Origin of the sequence: Mediterraneibacter sp. ICN-202921 (genome assembly GCF_037890075.1) — a bacterium.
Lineage (GTDB): Bacteria > Bacillota > Clostridia > Lachnospirales > Lachnospiraceae > Mediterraneibacter > Mediterraneibacter massiliensis.
This window is the reverse complement of sequence record NZ_JBBKBE010000008.1, coordinates 21,534-43,856: the sequence shown is the minus strand read 5'-3', so window position 1 is coordinate 43,856 and position 22,323 is coordinate 21,534. Positions and strand designations below refer to the sequence as shown.

Annotated in this window: 25 protein-coding genes; all 25 read left to right on the top strand. The window is 45.7% G+C overall.

Annotation, left to right across the window (positions count from 1 at the left end):
• Positions 1-349: 349 nt before the first annotated feature.
• The 25 genes from metK to WKT01_RS08230 all read left to right on the top strand — a co-directional run bounded on the left by metK (position 350) and on the right by WKT01_RS08230 (position 22,304).
• Positions 350-1,510: a methionine adenosyltransferase gene (metK, locus tag WKT01_RS08350; protein WP_340312009.1), complete on the top strand. Its 1,161-nt coding sequence runs from the start codon at positions 350-352 to the stop codon at positions 1,508-1,510.
• Complete coding sequence (locus WKT01_RS08345) at positions 1,510-2,478, top strand: DUF3991 and TOPRIM domain-containing protein (protein WP_340312008.1); 969 nt, start codon at positions 1,510-1,512, stop codon at positions 2,476-2,478. The genes metK and WKT01_RS08345 overlap by 1 nt, the downstream gene beginning before the upstream one ends.
• Before the next feature lie 5 nt (positions 2,479-2,483).
• Complete coding sequence (locus WKT01_RS08340; protein ID WP_340312006.1) at positions 2,484-3,257, top strand: hypothetical protein; 774 nt, start codon at positions 2,484-2,486, stop codon at positions 3,255-3,257.
• A 27-nt stretch (positions 3,258-3,284) separates the two neighbouring features.
• Complete coding sequence (locus WKT01_RS08335; RefSeq protein ID WP_340312005.1) at positions 3,285-4,319, top strand: hypothetical protein; 1,035 nt, start codon at positions 3,285-3,287, stop codon at positions 4,317-4,319.
• An 18-nt stretch (positions 4,320-4,337) separates the two neighbouring features.
• Positions 4,338-5,144 carry a DNA-methyltransferase gene (locus tag WKT01_RS08330; RefSeq protein WP_445299691.1) on the top strand — a complete coding sequence of 269 codons (807 nt, stop codon included), beginning with the start codon at positions 4,338-4,340 and terminating at the stop codon, positions 5,142-5,144.
• A gap of 81 nt (positions 5,145-5,225) precedes the next feature.
• Complete coding sequence (locus WKT01_RS08325) at positions 5,226-5,552, top strand: DUF7768 domain-containing protein (RefSeq protein ID WP_340312002.1); 327 nt, start codon at positions 5,226-5,228, stop codon at positions 5,550-5,552.
• Between the two features lie 124 nt (positions 5,553-5,676).
• Positions 5,677-6,039, top strand: a complete 363-nt coding sequence (locus WKT01_RS08320; protein ID WP_340312000.1) for a DUF3789 domain-containing protein — start codon at positions 5,677-5,679, stop codon at positions 6,037-6,039.
• Between the two features lie 21 nt (positions 6,040-6,060).
• Positions 6,061-6,369, top strand: a complete 309-nt coding sequence (locus tag WKT01_RS08315) for a plasmid mobilization protein (RefSeq protein WP_340311998.1) — start codon at positions 6,061-6,063, stop codon at positions 6,367-6,369.
• Entirely contained in the window at positions 6,370-7,644 is a 1,275-nt protein-coding gene (locus tag WKT01_RS08310; protein WP_340311997.1) for a relaxase/mobilization nuclease domain-containing protein, read from the top strand.
• Between the two features lie 14 nt (positions 7,645-7,658).
• Positions 7,659-8,459: a PcfB family protein gene (locus WKT01_RS08305; RefSeq protein WP_340311996.1), complete on the top strand. Its 801-nt coding sequence runs from the start codon at positions 7,659-7,661 to the stop codon at positions 8,457-8,459.
• A 6-nt stretch (positions 8,460-8,465) separates the two neighbouring features.
• Complete coding sequence (locus WKT01_RS08300; RefSeq protein ID WP_340311995.1) at positions 8,466-9,416, top strand: ArdC-like ssDNA-binding domain-containing protein; 951 nt, start codon at positions 8,466-8,468, stop codon at positions 9,414-9,416.
• An 81-nt stretch (positions 9,417-9,497) separates the two neighbouring features.
• The gene (locus WKT01_RS08295; RefSeq protein WP_340311993.1) at positions 9,498-9,809 is read left to right on the top strand and encodes a hypothetical protein; all 312 of its coding nucleotides are present in this window, start codon (positions 9,498-9,500) and stop codon (positions 9,807-9,809) included.
• An 18-nt stretch (positions 9,810-9,827) separates the two neighbouring features.
• Positions 9,828-10,106 (top strand): DUF4314 domain-containing protein, encoded by a 279-nt coding sequence (locus WKT01_RS08290; RefSeq protein ID WP_340311992.1) that lies wholly within the window; start codon positions 9,828-9,830, stop codon positions 10,104-10,106.
• A gap of 32 nt (positions 10,107-10,138) precedes the next feature.
• On the top strand, positions 10,139-11,866 hold the full coding sequence (locus WKT01_RS08285; RefSeq protein ID WP_445299690.1) for a VirD4-like conjugal transfer protein, CD1115 family: 1,728 nt from the start codon (positions 10,139-10,141) through the stop codon (positions 11,864-11,866).
• An 8-nt stretch (positions 11,867-11,874) separates the two neighbouring features.
• Positions 11,875-12,243, top strand: a complete 369-nt coding sequence (locus WKT01_RS08280) for a glutamyl-tRNA amidotransferase (RefSeq protein WP_173791244.1) — start codon at positions 11,875-11,877, stop codon at positions 12,241-12,243.
• A 63-nt stretch (positions 12,244-12,306) separates the two neighbouring features.
• Positions 12,307-13,146 carry a hypothetical protein gene (locus tag WKT01_RS08275; protein WP_340311991.1) on the top strand — a complete coding sequence of 280 codons (840 nt, stop codon included), beginning with the start codon at positions 12,307-12,309 and terminating at the stop codon, positions 13,144-13,146.
• Between the two features lie 23 nt (positions 13,147-13,169).
• Complete coding sequence (locus WKT01_RS08270; protein ID WP_173791173.1) at positions 13,170-13,616, top strand: PrgI family protein; 447 nt, start codon at positions 13,170-13,172, stop codon at positions 13,614-13,616.
• Complete coding sequence (locus WKT01_RS08265; protein WP_379705112.1) at positions 13,609-15,939, top strand: VirB4-like conjugal transfer ATPase, CD1110 family; 2,331 nt, start codon at positions 13,609-13,611, stop codon at positions 15,937-15,939. Before WKT01_RS08270 ends, WKT01_RS08265 begins: the two co-directional genes overlap by 8 nt.
• A gap of 67 nt (positions 15,940-16,006) precedes the next feature.
• Positions 16,007-16,354 carry a hypothetical protein gene (locus tag WKT01_RS08260; protein WP_340311987.1) on the top strand — a complete coding sequence of 116 codons (348 nt, stop codon included), beginning with the start codon at positions 16,007-16,009 and terminating at the stop codon, positions 16,352-16,354.
• Between the two features lie 28 nt (positions 16,355-16,382).
• The gene (locus WKT01_RS08255; RefSeq protein WP_340311985.1) at positions 16,383-18,092 is read left to right on the top strand and encodes a lysozyme family protein; all 1,710 of its coding nucleotides are present in this window, start codon (positions 16,383-16,385) and stop codon (positions 18,090-18,092) included.
• Positions 18,093-18,245: 153 nt separating this feature from the next.
• Complete coding sequence (locus WKT01_RS08250) at positions 18,246-18,608, top strand: MmcQ/YjbR family DNA-binding protein (protein ID WP_340311984.1); 363 nt, start codon at positions 18,246-18,248, stop codon at positions 18,606-18,608.
• Positions 18,609-18,963: 355 nt separating this feature from the next.
• Positions 18,964-19,467 carry an RNA polymerase sigma factor gene (locus WKT01_RS08245; protein ID WP_340311982.1) on the top strand — a complete coding sequence of 168 codons (504 nt, stop codon included), beginning with the start codon at positions 18,964-18,966 and terminating at the stop codon, positions 19,465-19,467.
• A gap of 4 nt (positions 19,468-19,471) precedes the next feature.
• Positions 19,472-20,227 (top strand): hypothetical protein, encoded by a 756-nt coding sequence (locus tag WKT01_RS08240; protein WP_340311981.1) that lies wholly within the window; start codon positions 19,472-19,474, stop codon positions 20,225-20,227.
• Positions 20,211-21,092: an ABC transporter ATP-binding protein gene (locus tag WKT01_RS08235; protein WP_340311978.1), complete on the top strand. Its 882-nt coding sequence runs from the start codon at positions 20,211-20,213 to the stop codon at positions 21,090-21,092. Before WKT01_RS08240 ends, WKT01_RS08235 begins: the two co-directional genes overlap by 17 nt.
• Complete coding sequence (locus tag WKT01_RS08230; RefSeq protein ID WP_340311976.1) at positions 21,093-22,304, top strand: ABC transporter permease; 1,212 nt, start codon at positions 21,093-21,095, stop codon at positions 22,302-22,304.
• The last annotated feature ends 19 nt before the right edge of the window (positions 22,305-22,323 follow it).

Genomic DNA, 22,323 nt, shown 5'->3' with positions numbered 1-22,323 from the left:
TCGTGGCATCTTGTAGTATTGGGAAGTGTTCAAAGGCAGGTGCTTTTCCAGCTCTTTGGTGGCTTTCTGGAACCGTATATTCCGGGGAGTGTTTGAAAGTACCCGAAAAGTGCAGTGTGTGACTGCGAGGGATAGTAAAAAGTGTTTCTAGTTACAAAAGATGAAATGGAGCATGACACAGTGTAAAGCAGGGAGAGTGTTCAAGGATAAGAGAGCTTGTGACTATCTAAAGAGAGCTGAAGTTTATTTAAAATTACATTATTTATCAAATAAAAAGAAACCAGGCAGGATATGTTCCCGTAAAAAGGAAGGTATCCTGCCTTTTTTGCATGAAAGAGAGGAAATTCATATGAGAAAATTTTATACAGCAGAAGCAGTAACAGAAGGACACCCAGACAAAGTGTGCGACCAGATCGCAGATGCGATTTTAGATATGTGTCTGAAAAATGATGCAGATTCCAAGGTGGCTTGTGAAGTGCTTGCCACGAAGGGAACTGTCATTGTGGCAGGAGAGATTACCAGCACCTATGAACCGGATGTGTTTGGTGTGATCCAGAAAGTATTGTCTGAAGTGGGATATTCCAGCGAAGGGGTTGCCATGGATACGTTTGTCCATCAGCAGAGTCCGGACATTGCCAATGCGGTTAGGGAATCCAAAGAAAAAAGGGAAGGGGTGTCTGACAATCAAATGGATTGGTTTCAAGGTGCCGGGGATCAGGGCGTCATGATCGGATATGCCTGTGATGAGACGCCGCAGCTTATGCCTATGCCTGTGGTGCTTGCAAATAGGATTGTCCGGGAACTGTCTGCCTGTAGAAGAAGCAGCTATATTGAAGGAATCTGCCCGGATGGGAAAGCACAGGTGACGGTAGAGTATGAAGATGGGAAGCCTGTCCGTCTGGATAGTGTGGTTGTATCCTGTCAGCATACGGAAGATAAGAATCTGAAGAAACTGGAAGCAGAGATCCGAAAAAAAGTGCTTCTTCCGGCACTTCGTCTTCTTCCACCGGATGAAGATACAAAGATCCTTATCAATCCATCCGGACGTTTTGTCTGCGGAGGCATGGATGCAGATACGGGACTGACTGGGAGAAAACTGATGGTAGACAGTTATGGCAGCATGGTTCCCCATGGAGGCGGGGCATTTTCCGGGAAGGATTGTTCAAAAGTGGACCGTTCTGGGGCATATATGGCAAGGTATATTGCCAAAAATATGGTCGCAGCCGGACTTGCCAGCAGGTGTCAGGTTTCCCTTGCCTATGCCATAGGTGTTGCCCAGCCTGTTATGGTTCAGGTAGATACGTTTGGCACAGGAAAAGTGTGTGCGGATGACTGTCTGGAAATGGCGATCCCCCTGGTGTTTGGGCTGACACCAAAGCAGATCGTAGATACGCTTCGCCTTACCCGTCCGATTTTCCGGCAGACAGCAGCCTTTGGACATTTTGGAAGAAAGGAACTGCCATGGGAACGCACCGATAAGGCAGAACGGCTCCGTAATGCGGTGATCTGATGGCTTGGGTCACAGAAGAAGAATACCAGGCAGCCAAGCAGGTGCGGGCATATGAGTATTTGCAGACATACCAACCGGGAAGGCTGAAAAAGACAAGGACAAGAAACGAATGGCAGCTTCAGGACCATGACAGTTTTAAGATCAATGAGATCACCAGTAAATGGCATTGGAAATCCAGGGATATCGGTGGAATGTCTGCCCTTCGGTTTTTGATGCAGGTAGACGGCATGGGATATACGGAAGCCGTAAAGATCTTGTGTGAGCAGAAGCCTGTGTATGTTCCCAGAGCAGAACCAGCGCCTAAAAAGAAGCCCTTTGCCCTGCCCCTGCCCAATGACAGTTTTTACCGGGTGCGGAGATATTTGAACCAAAGGGGAATCCGGGATGAGGTACTGGATTACTGTGTGCAGCTCGGAATCCTGTATGAGAGCGCCCCCTACCATAACGCTGTTTTTGTTGGCATGGATGAACAGGGACATGCAAGGTATGCGTTCCTGCGGGGAATCTATGACAACCGGGGAAAGAGTTTCCGGATGGAACAGGAAGGCAGTGAAAAACAATACAGCTTTTGTGTTCCGCCTCTTGGGAAAAGCTGCCGGGTGGCAGTATATGAAGCCTGTATTGACGCCCTGGCTCATATGACACTGGAAGGGAATGCGGATAAATACCGCCTGTCTTTGGGCGGTGTCGCTGCACCGAAGGAAGGGACCAGGCAGAACGTCAGAAAGATGAAAATACCGGATGCATTGGAACATTTTCTAAAAGAACATCCGGAGGTGACAGAGATAGAGATCTGCACCGATCATGATTTTGCCGGACGATGGGCGTGTGCTCAGTTAAAAGAGCAGTACGAAAAAGAATATGCTGTTTTCTGCAACCTGCCCCCAATAGAGGGTGCTGATTATGGGGACCTGGCAAAGCAGGCGTGGGAAAAACAGCAGAAACAGCGAAGAGAACGTGGGAGGTGAAGCGAATGGAAGATACCATAAAAATAGAATTGTTGACACCACTGACAGGGAATTTCACATCCAGAGAATTGGAAAGGCAGTGGGAAGAGGGGGAATACGAGTACGATGTTTATGAGGGACTGCCATTGGAAGGAGCAGACTTGTCACAGTATGAATCGGAGATCAAAGAAGCAATCGAAAAATATAATGCCATTGGAAATGAGGAAGGAAAGCCCTGCAATTTAATGGATTATTTTCATGGCAGTGCAGCCATCAAAGAGAAAGTGATTAGTGCAGTCCCTTCAGTGAAACAAAAAGAGGGTGTTTTGTATGGATGTACCACTTTGGAATTAACTACATTTTTAGAACAGCCGGAAACAGAAGAACTGTATGAATATGTTACCGGGCAGTATAGTGACGGATGGGGAGAAGGGTTTGAACAGCAGGAAATCCAAGTCGGAGATGGAGAAATCTATGTTCATTTTTGGCAGGGCGATGACTATGAAATTCAAATCAGGGATCCCGATTATCAACAGAAGGAAACGGAAATGAGACGTCCGAAGATGCAGCTTGTGGGACAGGATGGAAATGTGTTTTCTATTCTGGCAAGGGCAAATAAACTGCTTCAGGCAAATGGACAGGGGCAAGAGGCAAAAGAAATGATTGCACGTGTCCAGAAATCAGATAATTATTATCAGGCTCTTCATATCATCAGTGAATATGTAGAAACAGAACTGAGCGAAGATTTTCAGAAAGCCACCAAGCCGCCAAAGAAACGTGGGAAGGAAGAATGCCGATGAAGTACAGCCAATGATAAGGGAGGGTGCATGGAGAAAAGACTGCAATTATGGAGTCCTGTGAATGGATGGTTTGTTACAGAAAAAGGGGAATCGATAGACTTGAAAAAATCAGACCTTCTCCTTTATGAAACAACGGTACAGGAGGCGTTGGAACAGGAAAAATTGTATTACAGAAAAAATGCGGCACCATTTAATTTGATGGAACGCTATGCTGCAGATGATTCTGTAAAAGAAAAGGTAAAGAACCTCGATGTCCAGGTGAAAAAAGAGCAAGAAGGTTTGTATGTTTGTGCCAGTCTTGCATTAAAAGAACCTCTGACACCGAAGGAGTTGGAAGCAGTCCAGAACTTTCTCAGCATGCAGTACGAAGTGGGAATCTTTGACACCCCTCATCTTCGCAGCCATTCCGTAGAGGAAGGAGAAGTCGTTCTTGATTTTTCAGTAGATACGAAAGAAAAGTTCTCTCAAAAAGAAGTCCAATGCGAAACGCAGAAGAAATATGAAATCACATCCCTAGCCCATCCGCAATTCCCATGGCTTCATAGAATCCGGGCGTTGGTAAATATCAATGAAGAGGTTCCTAAAGGAGCCTGGGGTGGATTTGTGGAACATGAGCAAAATCTTTCTCAGGAAGGAACCTGCTGGCTCTATGACCAGGCAATCTGTTGTGAACATGCGGTTGTGGAAAGAAGTGCAGCATTGTTTCAGGAGTCTGTTGCCAAGGGAAATGCATTGGTTACGGGAGACGCAGTGATGTATCAAACAAGTGTCGCAGAGGGAACTTGCCGTATCCAGAGTGGTGAGATTTGGGACAGAGTTCGGATTCAAGGAACTGCACAGGTTGCGGCGTCCTGGAAAACGGGATATGCACCTTTGATCCTTGGTGATAGCCAGGTTTATGGAAATGTATGTGGGAAAGTATTGGTAAAAGGGAACGTTCTGCCAAACCGGAGTGTGGAGAATCAGACACAAGACCTGTTGGTTTTTAGAGGAGGTGATTCCATTCGTAAAGTAAATGAAAGTAAGAAAAAAGTAAAACAGAAGAAACAGCCAGAGCGCTGATAAGAAAGGATGATGCCTATGGAGAATACCCTGCAGTTAGGGAACTTGTTGAAAGAAGGAACATACCCGGAGGAATATACCAGAGGGGAGAAGTGGACGATCTTGCATGGAGATACGCTGAAACTGGTGAAGGCATTTCAGCCGGGAATTTTTGATGCAGTGATCACCGATCCGCCGTATGCGTCCGGGGGAACGAAGCAGAATGAAAGAAACCGTACTACCAATCAGAAATACAGCAGTATGAAGGCTGAAAATGCCCTGCCGGATTTTGATGGGGATAACAAAGACCAGCGTTCCTGGACACACTGGATGGCAGAGTGGCTTTATGATGTGCGGAAGGCCTGCAAGATCGGAGCTCCTATCTGTCTTTTTATTGACTGGAGACAATACCCGTCCATTACCGATGCCCTTCAGTGGGCAGGTTGGATCTGGAGAGGGACTGCGGTGTGGGATAAAGGAAACTCCCGTCCGCAAAAAGGGCGTTTCCGCCAGCAGGCTGAATATATTGTGTGGGGCAGTAACGGACCAATGCCTATCAGCCGTCCGGTGTCCTGTCTTCCCGGTGTGTTCCGTTATGGAAATCCCCAGAACCGTATCCATGTGACAGAGAAGCCTTTGCAGCTTATGAAAGATGTGATCCAGATCTGCGAGCCAGGTGGAAGGATCTTAGATCCTTTTGCCGGAGCAGGGACAACCATCCTTGCAGCCGTAGAGGAAGGATATGAGGCAGTGGGCATCGAGGTAACGGATGCTTATTATAAGCTGGGAAGTGACCGGGTGAAGTTTGCACTGGAAGCAAAGGAAAAAGAAGAAAGCGAGAAATAACAAGGGCATCCACATGGATGTCCAAATTTATTTCAGAAGAAGAAAGGTGCATCCACATGGATGCAGGAAAGGAGTGAGGCGATGGAACAGGCGATGGCGTATGTGTGCTGTCCGGCAGAAGAAAGCAGGGTGAAGGTGCAGAAATACTGCCGGAAGATTTATGAGCTGGGGTATGTACCGATTTGTCCGAGGTTTGGGTTTCTGCCATTTTTGGATGAAGGGGAAGCGGAGGATCAACAGGCATATAACCGGATGTCCCACTTGATCTTAAAACGGTGCCGGATGGTAGTGGTCTGTGGAAAAGAAGTGACCGGAACAATGAATACAGATATCAGCACTGCTGACCGACTGCATATCATCTGCACTACATTGGATGGTTTGATCAAGATCAAAGAAAATGAATCGTAATCGATTTTATAGGGGAGTCGATTTTAATCGATGGAACTGGTTTTGCAAGCATAGCGTTTGGATATCCAAACGCACTTTGGGGAGAACCCCAATCCCCCGGCAGTCGAGAAAGGAGAGAAGAAATATGTTTTTTGCAGGAGTAACTCTTGGAGCAATGGCAGGCGCAGCCTTTGGTATTGGACTGATGTGCTGTGTAGTTGCAGGAAAGAGAGAAGATCAGCAGATGGAGCAGATGCGGATACGCAGACAAAAGGAGGGAGAACGGAAAACAATCCATTTCCGGGATATGGAAGGGACAGAACAGTTCTCCCTTTTGGATGGGGAAAACCTTTGCATGATGGCAGAGGATGGAACAAAAGAGATTGGGCTCTGCCGCTTTGTAGATGAAAAGCAGGTGGATGTGAATGGGCAGGTCTGGGAGATTGGGGAATTCCTCTGGCAGATGGAGCGCAGAGGAATCCAGGTGTATCCTTTACAGACAGCATAAAAGAAAAAGGTAGGTGGTCGAATGAGAAAACGAAACCATGTGGTTCCGGTACGATTAAATGCAAAGGAACTTCGGCATCTGGACGGTCAGGTAGCAAAGAGTGGATTAAGCAGGGAAGAATTCTTGCGGTCTCTAATTTTAGGCGCACAGCTGCAGACCAAGCCCTGTGAGCATCATGCAGAACTTCTGAGAAAGATTGCGGGGCTTTGTAACAATGCGAACCAGCTGGCTCATGTTGCCAATGGAACCGGGATGGCAGGAGAAACCAGCGTACAGGAAATGCTCCGGATTTCCAAAGAGACCTGGCATCTGGTGAAAGAGGAATGGTAGATGGCATATACCAGCGTCCTCCCCGTCCACCGCCTGGACCGTTCCATTGATTATGTGAAAGACCGGACAAAGACCACCAAAAGTGCCGGCTCCTTGGAAGAAGCCATTGATTATGCATTCAACCGGGAAAAAACAGAGCAGACCATTTTTGAGAATGCTATGGGGTGTACCTGTGAAACTGCCTATGCGGATATGGTAAAGACCAAAGAGCGTTTTCATAAAAAAGAGGGAGTGCAGGGATATCATCTAGTACAAAGTTTTGCGGAAGGGGAAGTGTCCCCGGAACTGGCACATCTCATTGGACAGGAGCTGGCAGAGCAGCTTTTGAAAGGACAGTATGAGGTGGTGATCACGACCCATTTGAATACCAGTCATTACCATAACCATCTGGTATGGAATTCGGTGAGTATGGTGGATGGGAGAAAATACCACAGCAATGCCAAAAGTTATTTTACCGAAGTGCGTCAGATTTCCGACCAGTTATGCAAAAAATATGGTCTTTCTGTGATTCAGACGAATCAGGGAAAAGCCATGCACTATGCCCAATGGAAAGCAGAAGCGGAAGGAAGACCTACCTGGAGGACAGCGATTCGCATGGATATCTGGGAAGCCATTGAAATGAGTTTTTCCTGGAGTCAGTTTGTAAAAGAAATGGAGAAGCGGGGCTATACGTGGAAACTGAACCGGAAGTACCCGGCATTAAAAACACCGGGGATGGAGCGATATGTGCGCCTGCGCTCTTTGGGAAAAGGCTATGGGGAGGCAGAGATCCGGGAGAAGATCCTGCGTCCAAAGATCCGGCAGGTGTATGGAAAAACGCAGGTGCAGATTCCAAAAAAGAAACTTACAGGCTTGCAGAAACTCTATTACTCCTATTTATATCAGATGGGGATATTCCCAAAGAGACTGAAGCGAGTCCCCTATGCAGTACGTTCCGATATCCGAAGGCTGGAGCAAAGGATCTGCCAGATGGAATTTCTTCAAAAGGAAGGGATTACCACCAGGGAAGAACTGGTAGCTTACCGGAAGCCATTGGAAGAGCAGATACTTTGTCTGATGAAGGAGCGCAGGGAATTATACCGGAAAGAACCGGGATGTATGCGTATTCAGGACATCAATGGGGAATTAAAAGAACTTCGGAAGAAAATTCGGTTAAGCCGGCAGATAGAAGTGCAGTCTAAAGAGCTGGAGGAACGGTTAAGGCATGCAAAAGAACAGGAGCAGATACAGGAGGTGTCCGGGAAACAGCGGAAAGAAGCAGAACGGAATCGGTAAGGAGGTGAGAGCGTATGAATTATGGCGGTGATGCGGCAGATCAGATTGTCCGGTATTCTATGGAAGGCATGGAACATACGCTGCGGATCAGCGGGAGCATTGCAAAAAATCTGGCAGTACTGATCGTAGCAGTCATGAAGGATCAGAAAAAGACCAGGGGAAAAACCAACCTGCTTCGGATGTTAAAGGAACAGCGGGCAATGAAGTTTTTTACCATTCCCCATGACAGGCTGCGGGAGTTTGCCGGGGAAGCCAAATCCAGGGGACTGTTGTATGTGGTCATCCGGGATAAGAAAAATCCCAAGTCAGCGGAAATCATGGTGTTTGCCGATGATGCAGCAAAGGTGAACCGGGTGCTGGATAAGATGAATCTGGACTTTGTCAAATCCGAAGCCGGAGAAGCGGTGGTGGAGCAAGCGCCAGTACGGGAAGCAGAGCGTGTGATCGATGCAGAGTTTACCGAGAAAACCGAAGGAAAGGAGGAGTTTCCAGTCAAGACCGAAAAGGTGGTACTGCCGGAAGGAACCATTGAATTTGAATTAGACGAAGAAGAGCATCTGTTTGATGTGGGGGAAATCTACCCTCCTGACAGAAATTTTACCCAGGCGGAGAAGGCAGGGAATCTGTCCGGACCTTCCTCGCACAGCAGCGCTTCTTTTTCCGGGCAGGAAACTAGCTGGAAAGGAGAGAAACCCTCTGTCCGGCAGGAACTAAAGAAGATCGAAGCCGACCAGAAACAGCGCAGGCAGACACAGAAGAGTCGGAGAAAACCAAGAAACCAGCAGAGAAAGAAGAAAAAAGTGAAAGGCAGGTAAGGTGATATGGATTTAACGAATATGATCCCAGGTGGAGCTGGGGAAGAACAGGCGGCAGAGCAGCGTCTGTCAAAAGAAGAATATGCGGCCATGAAAAAACAGCAGAGGGAAGAAGTGTGGGCAGAGGTGGATACCCAGGCACAGGCGGTGTTCCAAAATGGAGAATCATTAAAAGGATTCCTGGATTTTATGGCACAGTGCAACACACAGAAAACGCCCAACCTTCTGTTGATCTATGGACAGAATCCACAAGCAACGGTAGTCAAGTCTTATGATTACTGGAAAAAAGAACACCGTTCCCCAAAATCCGGGGTGCATGGCTATACCTATATGGTCAGCACCGAATACGAAAAAGATGGGGAGATGCGCACAGGCTATACCATCAGCAAAGGTTTTGACATCAGCCAGATGAGCGGAAAACCGTTGGAGGAACGCCCACAACGTCCGATGGAAGAACTGATCCATGCAGTGTTAAAGGACCAGTCAGTGCGGATGCAGATCGCAGACAATCTGCCGGAGGGTATCCAGGCACAGTATATCCCGAAACAGCGCACAGTCTATGTACGCAACGGAATGGATGAAATGACCACGTTCCATGCAGTAAACCGGGAGCTGGCGTGTGCTGCTTTGGATCAGCACGATGGCAGCTATGTAAGGAAGAAGGTAAATGCCCAGGCGTACTGTGCCGCTTATGTAATCGGCAAGCGGTATGGGGCAGACGTGTCCGGTTTCCAGTTTGGAAAAGTGGTAGAGATGAATGAAAATGGACAGAAGGATTCTCAGGAGCTGCGTGGCTTTTTAAATGATGTACGGCAGGCAGCCTATACCATCCGTAACCATATGGAACGGAACTTCGGGGAACAGGAGCAGACTTTTTCTAAGGATGATTTTTCCTTTGAGGAACCGCCAAAGCAGACACCGAAGAAGGAGAAAAAAGAGAAACAGCCGGAGCGGTAGGTTCTTAAAAAAGTTCCGCCGTTGGGATAGCTATTGCAGGGTTCTTGTGGTATGTTGGGTGTAACAAAGGAGGTGCCGAAGATGGCAGATTACTATTTAAAAACGGACAACATCATGAAAAATATGTTTACGGTGGCATTAAAAGATGAACTGGCAGCCCAGAGTCAGATGGGAGAGGTTCGTCCGGCTACAGAAGCCATGCTGCAGAAAGTCCGGGACTATGAACTTTCTGAGAAAAGGCTTCCCATCACCACCGAGGAACAACGGGAACTTCGCAATGCCCTCAACCGGCTGCGGGACAAGTATCTTGCCATGGGCAGGTACAGTGATGGCATTGACAGCGTAATTTTAAAGGTCATGAAACCAAATACCAGCAGGCACTTCTTCTGGTAGCAGAAGGGAGGGATGTCTATGAGGATATACAATCGAGAACAAGTGGAGCAGCTGCGAAAGCAGTATCCTGAAGGAACAAGACTTTGCCTGGATTTTATGGATGAGGTAGGAATGCCATCGGGATTACAGGGAACGGTAGCATTTATTGACGATGCTGGGCAGATCCACATGCATTGGGAGAATGGGCGCAGCCTTGCCCTGATCCCCGGAGAAGATTCTTTTCATAGGGTAGACGGACCAGCAAAGGAAGTGTCAAAAGATAAAAAAGTGAAGAAGGAGCGAAGCCTGCAGAGATAGCATGGAAACGTTCTGACCTTTGGGTATGGCTGTTGTTTCTGCCTGTTGTCTGGTGGGCAGGCGCGATCACTGCCTGTGCCATCGAGCCGGATACCGATCTGTTACAAATCATACAAGTGCTGACCGAAAAACTGGATCAGCCTTTTTCCATTTCTTATACACCGTACACGTTGCGGTGTGTATTCACATTCACAGTTGCCTATGTGTTAGGCATCAGTATTTATTGCTCCCAGAAGAGAAATTATCGAAGAGGGATGGAGCATGGCTCTGCCAAGTGGGGCGATGCCGCTTCCATCTGCAAACGTTATCGGGATAAGCGGTACACCCAGAATCTGATCTTAACCCAAAACTTCCGCATGGGATTGGACTGCTATAAGCACAAACGAAATTTGAACGTCCTTGTGGTGGGTGGTTCCGGCGCGGGAAAAAGCCGGGCATATGCCGTAGTCAACATCATGCAGTGCAACTGTTCCATGGTGGTTACTGATCCCAAGGGAGAGCTTCTTCGGAAAACCGGAGGACTGTTGGAACGGGAAGGATATGAGGTGCGGGTGTTTGACCTGATCAACCCGGAAACATCCTTTTGTTATAATCCCTTTGCCTATGTACGGGATGACAAGGATGTGCTAAAACTCATCAACAACCTGATCCGAAACACCACCCCGAAAGGGGCGCAGAGTTCGGATCCGTTCTGGGAGAAAAGTGAGACTGCCTTGTTGCAGGCGTTGATGCTGTATCTGTTGCATGAAGCTCCGCCGGAGGAACAGAACTTCTCCATGATCATGGAAATGCTAGGTTCTGCCCAGGTGAAAGAGGACGATGAGGAATACCAGTCACCTTTGGATATTTTGTTTGAACGATTGGAGATGCGCAATCCGGAAAGCATTGCGGTGAAGCAGTATGCCATTTACAAACAGGCGGCTGGGAAAACCGCCAAGTCCATCTTAATTTCCGTGGGTGTCCGTCTGGCTGCGTTCAATTTAAAACAGATCGCCAATCTGACCTGTATCGATGAACTGGATCTTTACAGCATCGGAGAGAAAAAGGTGGCATTGTTTTGTTGTATCCCGGATGCAGATACCAGCCTCAATTATTTGGTGGGCATGATCTATAGCAATCTCTTTCAGACTCTTTACTATGTGGCAGACCGGAAATACCATGGGAAACTGCCCATTCCGGTACACTGCATCATGGATGAGTGGCCAAACGTGGCATTGCCCGATGACTTTGACAAGCTGCTGGCAACTATGCGGTCGCGCGCAATTTCCTGCAGTATTATCATTCAGAACATCGCCCAGATGAAAGCCTTGTTTAAGGATAGCTGGGAAAGTCTGATTGGAAATTGCGATGAGTTTTTATACTTAGGCGGCAATGAAAAAGAGGGGCATAAATATGTCTCAGAACTATTGGGAAAAGAGACATTGGATACCAATACCTACGGACAGACCAAAGGAAGGAGCGGCAGTTATTCTGTGAATTTCCAACAGTCCGGAAGGGAACTTTTGACACCAGACGAGGTACGCCTTTTGGATAATCGGAAGGCAGTATTGTTGGTGCGTGGGGAACGTCCCATTTTGGATGAGAAGTATGATCTGCACAAGCATGTGAATGTGAAATATACGGAGGATGGCGGTGCGCCTCCTTATGATTATGCGAAAGCACCTCTGTCCCATGAAGATGTAACCATTGATACCAGGAGACTGGATGATTATGAACTGCTCTCAGCTGAGGAAATCCTCGGTGGGGAGCAGTCTTTTTGATTGGAGGAATGCTATTGAAGAAACGAAATGAAATGCCAAAGAAGCAAACAGCAAACCATACTACTGCACCGATGTCCATGGGGAAAGGACCAAAATATCCCTTTGCCCTTTATGTGGCGCTGGTATTGTCCATGACCGTAGGGGCAGTCCCGGTGCTTGCCGCCGGGGATCCGCTGGCAGTCATCAATAACCTGTCCACCTTTATCTTTTCCCTGATCCGAGCCATTGGTCTGATCTTATTGGGATTTGGTGTGGTACAGGTGGGACTTAGTTTAAAGAGCCACGATCCCAGTCAGAGAGCCAACGGGTTTCTGACACTGGCAGGCGGTGTCATCATCACCTTTGCAAAAGAGATTCTGGACCTGATTGTTGGGTAGCGGGAAGAGACAGAAGCGGGCAGGGAGGACATCTTCCTGCCCCGGCAAAGGAGGTGAGACTGTTTGAGTGATAACTGGATCGTGCAGAACTTAAACTCTGCACTGAACACCTGGAATGAGAAGCTGGCAGAAATCTGGACACTTCTTACCCAAAGCCCGGAATCCTTTAAGGGCGGGACGATCTGGAGTGTCATAACAGGAATCAACGGGGCACTGACTGCCATTGGGTATGGACTTTTAGTACTGTTTTTTGCAGCCGGGATCGTAAAGACCTGTGGCAGTTTTACAGACATGAAAAAGCCGGAACATGCCCTCAAAGCCTTTATCCGGTTTGCACTGGCACAAGGCGCCATCATGTATGGCATGGAATTGATGACCGCCTTGTTTTCCATTGTACAGGGGATCGTATCGACCATCATGGCACAGTCAGGAATGGCAGACGGAGGTGTGACAGAGCTTCCGGCAGAGATCGTGGAAAAGATCGAAGCGGTAGGGATGCTGGAATCCATTCCCTTGTGGATCGTGACGCTGCTGGGAAGCCTTTTGATCACGGTTTTGTCTTTTATCATGATCCTTACGGTATATGGAAGGATGTTCAAGCTGTATATGTATACTGCCATTGCGCCCATCCCCATTTCCACCTTTGCGGGAGAACCCTCCCAGTCGGTGGGAAAGAACTTCATCAAGTCCTATGCAGGTGTGTGTCTGGAAGGGGCGATCATTGCACTGGCCTGTATCATCTTTTCCGTCTATTCTGCCAGTCCGCCGGCCATTGGGGATACGTCCTTAAGTGCAGTGACCATTGTGTGGAACTATGTAGGGGAATTGGTGTTCAACCTGCTGGTGCTGGTGGGTGCGGTGAAAGCATCTGACCGGATCGTGCGGGAAATGATGGGATTATAGAAAAAAGAAAGAGAGCAAGAAAAATGGAAGTAAAAATGAATAAAGAAATCCGCAACTATCAGGAGTCCATGTTTATGGGGCTGAACCTGCGGCAGTGTATTTTTTCCCTGCTTGCCATTCTTGTGGCGGTAGGGATTTATTTTGGTCTGGGAGACTATGTAGGGCAGGAGATGACCGGGTGGCTATGTATCCTTGGTGCTGCTCCGTTCGCAGCCTGTGGGTTCTTTCAATACCATGGCATGAATGCGGAGCAGTTTGCCTGGGCGTATCTGAAGTCCGAGTTTTTATATCCAAAGCGGCTGCTGTTTCAGAGTGAGGATCTGTACCATGCCTGCATGGAAGAGACCCTTGCCTTGGGAGAAAAGACACAGGGGGATGGCACAGCTCTTATGAAAAAGCGGGAACAGCGGGCAATGAAAAAACAGATGAAGCAGAAAAAGAAATCAGGAAGGAGTGGTGCGTTTGATTAAAACCTTACAGCAGGCATTGAAAATGGACCGGGAGAAGTTCAAAGTCCCAAGGTCTGTCCAGCAGGCAATTCCCATCCAGCGGATCTGGCCGGATGGGGTGTTCCAGTCCGGGACAAAGTTTTCCAAGTCCTTCCGGTTTTCGGATATCAACTATGCCATCGCAAGCAAAGAAGATAAGACGGAAATGTTTTTGGATTATAGTGAACTGTTAAATGCCTTAGATTCCGGTGCAGCGGCGAAGATCACCTTAAATAACAGAAGGATTAATAAGGAAGAGTTTGAAGCCTCCCTGCTGTTGCCCATGAAAGAGGACGGGCTGGATGAATACCGAAAGGAATATAACGAAATGCTGTTGTCCAAGGTCAGCGGCACCAACAACAGCATCTATCAGGAACGGTATCTGACGGTCAGTGTCCATAAAAAGAACATCGATGAGGCAAGAACCTATTTTGCACGTGTGGGAACAGATATCATCACCCATTTAAGCAAGCTGTCCTCCATTGGGGAAGAACTGGATGCAGAACAGAGGTTACAGATCTTCCGGGATTTTTTCCGGGCAGAGGAACCCCAGTGCTTTCCCTTTGATATGAAGGCGTTTGCAAAAAGGGGAAGTAGCTTTAAAGATTGGATCTGTCCCCAGTCCATGGAATTTTCTAAAGACTGTTTCAAGATCAATGAGCGGTATGGACGGGTGCTGTATATGCAGGATTATGCCAGTTATGTCAAGGATGACATGATCTCAGAACTGTGTGATTTGAGCCGGGATCTTATGCTGTCCATTGACATTCTTCCGGTGCCGACAGATGAAGCGGTGCGTGAGATCCAGAACCGTCTGCTGGGAGTAGAGACGAACGTGACCAACTGGCAGAGACGCCAGAATGCCAATAATAACTTTTCAGCCATCGTGCCTTATGATATGGAGCTGCAGAGGAAAGAGACCAAGGAAATGCTGGATGATTTGACCACCAGAGACCAGCGGATGATGTTTGGCATCCTTACCATGGTGCATATGGCAGACAGTAAAAAACAGTTGGATTCGGATACGGAGAGTATCCTGTCGGTGGCAAGAAAGCATCTGTGCCAGATGGCAACCTTGAAATGGCAGCAAGTGGACGGACTGAATACGGTGCTGCCTTATGGCATCCGCAAGATCAATGCCCTGCGTACCCTGACTACAGAATCTACCGCAGTTCTGATCCCCTTCCATACCCAGGAGATCATGCAGCCGGGCGGTATTTATTATGGGCAGAATGCGGTGAGCAAAAACATGCTGGTGGCAGACCGAAGGAAGCTATTGAATGGAAACTCCTTCCGTCTGGGTGTCAGCGGTTCGGGAAAAAGTTTCTCAGCAAAAGAAGAGATCGTGGACCTTGCCCTGTCTACGGAAGATGACATCCTGATCTTAGATCCGGAGTCGGAATTTGGCTCCTTAGTGGAAGCACTGAACGGGGAAGTGATCTCCATTTCTGCAACGTCCAACACCCATCTGAATGCGCTGGATATGGACTCTGCCTATGGCAATGACAAGAATCCGCTGATTGAGAAGTCGGAGTTTATTTTGTCCCTGTTTGAACAGCTGGTAGGAGCTGGCAATCTGTCGGCAAAAGAGAAATCCATTCTGGACCGCTGTACCGCAGATGTGTACCGGGAATATATCCGAAGCGGTTACCAGAGCGAAGTACCGACCTTGAAAGATTTGTACCGCCAGCTCATGCTCCAGCCGGAAGAGGAAGCCAGAGGGCTTGCATTGTCTTCGGAACTGTTTATCAACGGAAGTCTCAATACCTTTGCACAGAAAACCAATGTGAATACGAAGAACCGTATCATTGCCTATGACATCCGGGAACTTGGAGAGCAACTCATGCCTTTGGGTATGCTGGTTACTTTGGACAGTATCTTCAACCGTGTGATCCAGAACTGGAAGAAAGGAAAGACGACCTGGATCTTTGCCGATGAGTTTTACCTGTTGTTCCGGTATCAATATAGCGCCGACTTTTTCTATCGGCTCTACAAGAGGATCCGTAAATACCAGGGATTTGTGACAGGTTTAACGCAGAACGTGGAGGAACTTTTGAAATCTGATACGGCAAGGCTGATGCTGGCAAACAGTGAGTTTTTGATCCTTTTGAATCAGGCCACTACAGACCGGGACGAACTGGCATCCCTTTTGAACATTTCTGAGAACCAGTTATCCTATATCACCAATGTAGGCGCAGGAAAAGGATTGATCCGGTGTTCCGGAAATCTAGTGCCTTTTGAGAACAGTTTTCCGAAGAATACGAAGCTGTACCGCTTGATGACAACGAAGCCTGGTGAACGTTAGTGAAAAAGATATCTTTTCGGGTGTCGCTGAGATTTCTTAGGCAACACCCGTTTGGGAGGTGAGAGCCATGAAAGAAGAAACAACCATTACCTTTTTTGCATCCGAGTGCGGGGAGTTTCCTGGGATGGGAGAGCGTATCGAATGCACCTCTTTAAAAGAGGCATTCCGGCATTACCAGAGGTTTTGCAAACGCTCCCCTCAGATGATCCCGTCTTTGGAATTTGCCCTGCACCATGCAGACGACCCTTTGTATAACGAGGGGGAATATCCACTGGCCACGGGAGAAAAAGGAAAGGAATTATTGTCCTACGTTCCCTATTATGCCAACCATCCATTGGTGCAGGAAGCGGTAAGGGAACTGGAAAAACTGGAAGAGCAACGGAAGAAACAAAAAAATCGGGGAAGGGAACGCTAGAACGTTACAGAAGATGGGAGGTGTGTGATTGAAGGATATCAAAGAAAAAGTGCGGGATCAAAGTCCGAAGATCCGCAATCCTGCCTCCCGGCTACCCAAAGAACTGGTGCGTTCTGCCATGCTGGAAACTAAAGAAAAGTCCAGTATCATGGCAGATAAGATCGGAAGAGAAACGGGAGAGGAATCTCCGGTAGAATATGCCGGAAACCGGATAGAGCGTGTGGAACAGCGGGCTGGAAAGGAAAGTGCTTCCGCAGCCTATCGTGGGGGAAAAAAGCTGGCAGTGAAAACCCGTGAAAAGCTCACAGGGCAGAAACAAAAGCAGAGAGACGCCGCTGCAGCCCCTGTGGACGGAGAAACAGGAGTGGGTGGCACGTCTGCCCAGTCAGGACAGAGGAAGGCAAAGAAAGGGCGCACAGAAGCCGGAAGAAGCATCAAGGTCAAGCCGGAAGCAGAGAAAAGTATCAAGGAAGCCGGCAAGCGGACGGTAAAAACAGCGCCCCGTGTGGTGAAAGCGTCTCCGGTTTCTTCAGAGAAAGTGAAAACCCAGGCAATCCTACAGAAGAAACAGGCACTAAAATCCATGAAAGCAGCCAGGGAAGCGAAACGGGCTGCCATGCGTTCTGTGCAGACTGCCAGGCAAAGTGCAAAGACCGCCAACACAACTGCGAAAGGAGTAAAAGCTGTGGCGGAAGCCGCTGCCCATGCAGTGAAGGCTGTGTTTGCGGCATTGATGACAGGCGGTGGTGCGGTGCTTGTTATTCTGATTTTGATTGTAGGGATTATTGGCGGTGCTGCCTTTTTGGGAAATTCCCAAAGTAGTGAGGCTTTAAGCGCAGAAGTGCTGGCACATACGCCTGCCATTCAAAAGTATGCCAATGAATTTGGTATTCCGGAATATGTCCCGGCAATCCAAGCCATTATGATGCAGGAAAGCGGAGGCAGGGGAACAGATCCCATGCAGGCCAGTGAGTGTCCGTATAACACCCAGTATCCCAATATCCCCGGTGCGATTCAGGATGCAGACTATTCTATCAAAGTGGGGGTACAATACTATGCGGATTGTGTCCGGGAAGCCGGATGCCAAAGCCCTCAGGATATAGACAGGCTCAAACTCAGTTGGCAGGGCTACAATTACGGGAATGGGTATATCTCTTGGGCATTGGAAAAATTTGGCGGTTACAGCGAAGCCAATGCGTTGCAATTTTCTCAGGAGCAGGCTGCCGCCCACGGCTGGTCGGGTTATGGAGATCCGGAGTATGTGCCTCATGTGATGCGGTACTATTCCGGCGGCGGATTGTTTGCCGGACTCTTTGGAAACGGACAGCTTGTTACCATTGCGAAAAGTCAGCTAGGAAATGAAGGCGGTCAGAAGTTCTGGTCATGGTATGGATTTGACAGCCGGGAGGAATGGTGTGCATGCTTTGTGTCCTGGTGCGCGGATCAGGCAGGACTGATCCAAAGGGGGGCAGTTCCAAAGTTTTCTCTCTGCACTGATGGAAAGAACTGGTTTCAAAATCAGGGAAGATGGCAGGGGGCAGGGAGTATGCCGAGTCCCGGTGCAATCATCTTTTTCGACTGGGATCATGATGGAACGTGTGACCATGTGGGTATTGTGGAACGCTGTGACGGGACAACTGTTTATACCGTGGAAGGAAACTCCGGGGATGCGGTAAGAGAGAGAAACTATGCCATCAGTTCCGATTCCATTATGGGATATGGAATGGTGGTTTATTAAAAGGGCATATAAAAACGAGTTGTAGATTGGATTGTAGGAGCAGAGAAACAATGTTATAATACAAAGGAAGGCAGGGCAAATGTCCTGCCTGTTACAAAGTTGAAAAGTACAATCGTCAGATTGAGAACATAGAGTCATTGGGGAGTGGAAGATTTGAAACGGGAAGAGATATTTGAATATGTAAAAAAGCAATACGGAACAATTCCAGAGTATCTCTGGAAAACGTCACCAGAGAGTGCAGTACTGCGGCACAAGAATGGGAAATGGTATGCAGTATTGATGCAGGTAGAAAAATCCCGGCTGGGATTGGGAGAAGAGGGCATGGTAGATGTCATCAATGTGAAATGCGAACCGGATATGGTTGGACTTCTGACACAGACTTATGGTTTTCTTCCAGGGTATCATATGAATAAAAAGTATTGGATTACGATGTTGTTGGATGGAACGGTGAGTGAAATGAAAATCTTAGATTTTTTGGATCTGAGTTATGATTTGATTGATGGGAAGAGAGCCTGATTCGTAAATAAAATGGAATTGTATACAGATAATGAGAGTATATAAATGAATAAATATGCATTTAACAATACAAGGAGATGGGTTTCAGAGACCTCTCCTTTTTTCATTCTACTAAAGTTTTAAGATTTGGAAAAGAAAATTATAAATTTTTCAATATATAATATTTCCAGGTTTTTGTTGTAAAATATATTTTTAATTATAACAAAAGATGTCAAAGGGAATAGATAGGGGCAATAGAATATGGGGTGTGACTTGTGAGGGGCTATCATGTTTTTGATATTTTTCAAAAAATTCTTATAAATTATTTAATCCTTTTGAGTTCTTCATGCGTTATATATTTTTGAAAGGAGGATTGATGCCATTGAATGACGAAAAAGTGATTTTACAAATTCAACGAGGAGACACAGAATATGCAAACGAATTGATAGAAAAGCATTATCCCTCCATTCTTCGTTATTGCACTTGGCATTGTTATAATACAGACCGAGCGGAAGATTTAACACAGGAAACATTTTTAAGAGTGTTCCGTGATATAAATTCCTATGAACAGCGAGGATCATTTAGAGCTTATTTATACACGATTGCTCATCATTTATGTATTGATGAAAATCGTAAACAAACCACGTTTGAAATTGAAGATAATATATCCATAGAAGATAACAATTTGAAGAAGGTTGAAGATCGTGATCAAATCAATTTTTTGCTCAATTTATTAAATCCCGCACAACGGGAAGTCATCATACTTCATTGTGGAGAACAACTTAGCTTTCGTGAAATCTCGCAAATTCTTGATATACCTGCTCGAACTGTGCAAAGTCGTGTTAGAGCTGCGTTGACGATATTGAGAAAGGAGAAATGATAATATGAAAAAACACGAATTGCAGTCTATATTACAAAATGGCCCTGAACCAAAACGCATAAAAGAAACTCAACAGATATGCACTACAATATTAAATCAGCAAAGGCAGTTAAATCTTATACCTGAAGAGCGAACAAAATTTTGGAAATTCTTGTCAGACGTTATGCCCTATATAGGCTGGCGATTATGGTTAGCTCAGGGAATTGTATCATTATTCATTTGTGCAGGCGTTTTTTCAATTCCTGATACGCCGAATGTTATTTCAATGTTTATACCGTTGTTCATTTTAGCATGTTTACCATCTTTTTATCAAAGTAGCACTTTTGGAATGGAAGAAATTGAAGCAGTAACAAGAGCCTCTGGCGCTCAGATTATTTTAGCAAAACTTATATTAGCCGGAGCTGCTCAAATTGTCTGTTTAACGATAATATGTTGGCTTGCTATTGTCGTTGTAGAATATCCAGTAACACTAATTCAGCTCATTATGTATGTCATCGTTCCATTTTTAGGATGTTTAATATTGACACTTTGGAATATGAGAAAAAGAGAACGGTACGCAATACAGTGTAGTGTTGTATCTTGCTTAGGAGTAAGTGCTTTTGCAGGTACGCTTGCACATTGGTTTCCTGCTATTTATGACATTTCTGCAATAGGAATTTGGTTTACAACATTTGTATTATTTATGGGATTTTTTATAAAAGAATTATCTTTACTGATAAAAACGTGGAAAGAAGGTAAAATGTATGGAATTATCGCTTGACAGATTAACAAAGCATTATAAATCTAAAATTGCGGTAGATTGTATTAGTGCTACAATGACACCGGGAGTTTATGGACTTTTGGGAGCGAATGGTGCCGGAAAAACTACTTTAATGCGTATGTTATGTGGCATTTTGGAACCAACAAGCGGAGCTGTTCTTTATAATGGACACAGTATTTTTGAAATGGGAAATGCATATCGTAATCTCCTCGGATACCTACCACAAGAATTTGGTTATTATCCAAATTATACTGCACAGGAATTTTTGCTTTATATTTCAGCGTTAAAGGGTATTCCAAGTCGTAATGCAAAGAAACGATCACGTGTATTGCTTGAAACTGTTGGCTTAGAAAATGTGGCAACAAAAAAAATTAAAACTTTTTCTGGTGGAATGAAGCAGCGACTTGGGATTGCTCAAGCCCTATTGAATAATCCGAAAATTTTAGTTTTAGATGAACCAACAGCAGGTCTTGATCCAAAAGAACGAGTTCGTTTGAGGAACATTTTATCGGATTTTGCAAGTGATAAAATTGTACTGCTTTCAACGCATATTGTATCAGATATAGAAGCTATTGCAGATGAAGTGTTTTTGATGAAAAAAGGCACATTTATACTTAAAGGCTCTATTGAAGAAATTGTGTCGTATGCAAAGGGAAAAGTATGGGAATTAACTGTGCCAGAACATGACTTGAAAAAATGGGAGCTTCAATATACAGTTGCCAATCTTCATCATTCAGATAGAGGTTTTGTAACATTAAGGATTGTATCTGATGAACGTCCATCTTTGGAAGCTATACCATGTATGGCAACCTTGGAGGACTTGTATCTGTCCTTTTTTCCAACAGAAGATGGAGGTAATAAATAAATGGAATTATTCAAATATGAACATAAAAAACTATGGAGGAGGAAAAGTGTTCAAATAGGTGTACTGCTTTGCTTTCTTTATATTGTGATTTTTGGAGGATTACTTTCTTATCAATGGTTTACATTTGGTTCACAAGATGATTTTACCAGTTCATTTGGGAATAATTTTGACGGATATTCTAATATTCGTCAAAAACAGGAATATGCCAAACAGTGGGAAGGTGATTTAACAGATGAAACTTTGCAAGCAATGGTAAAGGACTATCAGACACGAGCAAAAACAGACAAAATTTCTGATTATGAAATGACAGATTGGCATAGCTTAGAGTCATGGGTTAAAACTCTTTGGCCGGAACTTGAAAAGTCAGATGAACCATATATTATGCTCAAGTATGTTGACCCAGCACAATTAACAAATTTTGAAGAACGACGGGAAAAAGTTTTAGAAAATTTTCTTGATATAAACTGGCAGACGGATAAGGAAAAAGCATATTTTTTAAATATGGACGAAAAGGTAGAGCAACCTTTACAATATCGTTGGAGCGAGGGATGGGCTTTTATTACATCTGATTTTATAAGCGGTTGCGGTGTTGTTTTTGCTATTTTTCTTGCAATTGCGATTGCACCTACGTTTTCAGGAGAATGGCATAATAATACAAAAGCACTTATTTCAACCACCAAAAACGGTTGGAAGAAATTAGCTGGTGTCAAGGTACTTGTTTCACTCTTATTTGCATTAGAATTATATGCAATTATTGTATTCAGTTCTGTTTTTTTGCAAATTATTTTTTTGGGTACAGGTGGTGCAGATATGCCGATACAGTGCATTAAGTTAATTGCCACTGCGCCTTGGACTGTATTACAGGCAGAAATATATGAATATGCTTATTTGCTGTTAGCGACACTTGGGTATACAGGCATTATTTTATTGTGTTCAGCCCTTACACGCTCGAACTATGTTTCACTTTTACTTAGTTTGTCGATTGTTTTTGTACCGATGTCGATTGCACAATTTTTGCCGTTATGGGGACAAAAAGTCCTTGAGCTTATTCCATTTGTAGGTAGTCCGACAGATATTTTCCGAACAAATGCGTATCATTTATTTGGTAAAACGATATGGTCACCATATTTGTTGATTACAATTCCTGTCGCTTTAGGAATAATCAGTTTGCCTTTTGCAATTCATGCATGGGCTAAACGACCAAAGGCATGATATACTATGTTGTGGAGGA

Excerpts from the sequence above, each read along its gene's own strand:
- WKT01_RS08305 (WP_340311996.1), top strand. The coding sequence starts at position 7,659 with ATGAATTATGGCGGTGATGCGGCAGATCAGATTGTCCGGTATTCTATG.
- WKT01_RS08300 (WP_340311995.1), top strand. The coding sequence starts at position 8,466 with ATGGATTTAACGAATATGATCCCAGGTGGAGCTGGGGAAGAACAGGCG.
- WKT01_RS08270 (WP_173791173.1), top strand. The coding sequence starts at position 13,170 with ATGGAAGTAAAAATGAATAAAGAAATCCGCAACTATCAGGAGTCCATG.
- WKT01_RS08290 (WP_340311992.1), top strand. The coding sequence starts at position 9,828 with ATGAGGATATACAATCGAGAACAAGTGGAGCAGCTGCGAAAGCAGTAT.
- WKT01_RS08330 (WP_445299691.1), top strand. The coding sequence starts at position 4,338 with ATGGAGAATACCCTGCAGTTAGGGAACTTGTTGAAAGAAGGAACATAC.
- WKT01_RS08235 (WP_340311978.1), top strand. The coding sequence starts at position 20,211 with ATGGAATTATCGCTTGACAGATTAACAAAGCATTATAAATCTAAAATT.
- WKT01_RS08320 (WP_340312000.1), top strand. The coding sequence starts at position 5,677 with ATGTTTTTTGCAGGAGTAACTCTTGGAGCAATGGCAGGCGCAGCCTTT.
- WKT01_RS08240 (WP_340311981.1), top strand. The coding sequence starts at position 19,472 with ATGAAAAAACACGAATTGCAGTCTATATTACAAAATGGCCCTGAACCA.
- WKT01_RS08245 (WP_340311982.1), top strand. The coding sequence starts at position 18,964 with ATGCCATTGAATGACGAAAAAGTGATTTTACAAATTCAACGAGGAGAC.
- WKT01_RS08230 (WP_340311976.1), top strand. The coding sequence starts at position 21,093 with ATGGAATTATTCAAATATGAACATAAAAAACTATGGAGGAGGAAAAGT.
- WKT01_RS08345 (WP_340312008.1), top strand. The coding sequence starts at position 1,510 with ATGGCTTGGGTCACAGAAGAAGAATACCAGGCAGCCAAGCAGGTGCGG.
- WKT01_RS08325 (WP_340312002.1), top strand. The coding sequence starts at position 5,226 with ATGGAACAGGCGATGGCGTATGTGTGCTGTCCGGCAGAAGAAAGCAGG.
- WKT01_RS08310 (WP_340311997.1), top strand. The coding sequence starts at position 6,370 with ATGGCATATACCAGCGTCCTCCCCGTCCACCGCCTGGACCGTTCCATT.
- WKT01_RS08260 (WP_340311987.1), top strand. The coding sequence starts at position 16,007 with ATGAAAGAAGAAACAACCATTACCTTTTTTGCATCCGAGTGCGGGGAG.
- WKT01_RS08295 (WP_340311993.1), top strand. The coding sequence starts at position 9,498 with ATGGCAGATTACTATTTAAAAACGGACAACATCATGAAAAATATGTTT.
- WKT01_RS08315 (WP_340311998.1), top strand. The coding sequence starts at position 6,061 with ATGAGAAAACGAAACCATGTGGTTCCGGTACGATTAAATGCAAAGGAA.
- WKT01_RS08280 (WP_173791244.1), top strand. The coding sequence starts at position 11,875 with ATGCTATTGAAGAAACGAAATGAAATGCCAAAGAAGCAAACAGCAAAC.
- WKT01_RS08335 (WP_340312005.1), top strand. The coding sequence starts at position 3,285 with ATGGAGAAAAGACTGCAATTATGGAGTCCTGTGAATGGATGGTTTGTT.
- metK (WP_340312009.1), top strand. The coding sequence starts at position 350 with ATGAGAAAATTTTATACAGCAGAAGCAGTAACAGAAGGACACCCAGAC.
- WKT01_RS08340 (WP_340312006.1), top strand. The coding sequence starts at position 2,484 with ATGGAAGATACCATAAAAATAGAATTGTTGACACCACTGACAGGGAAT.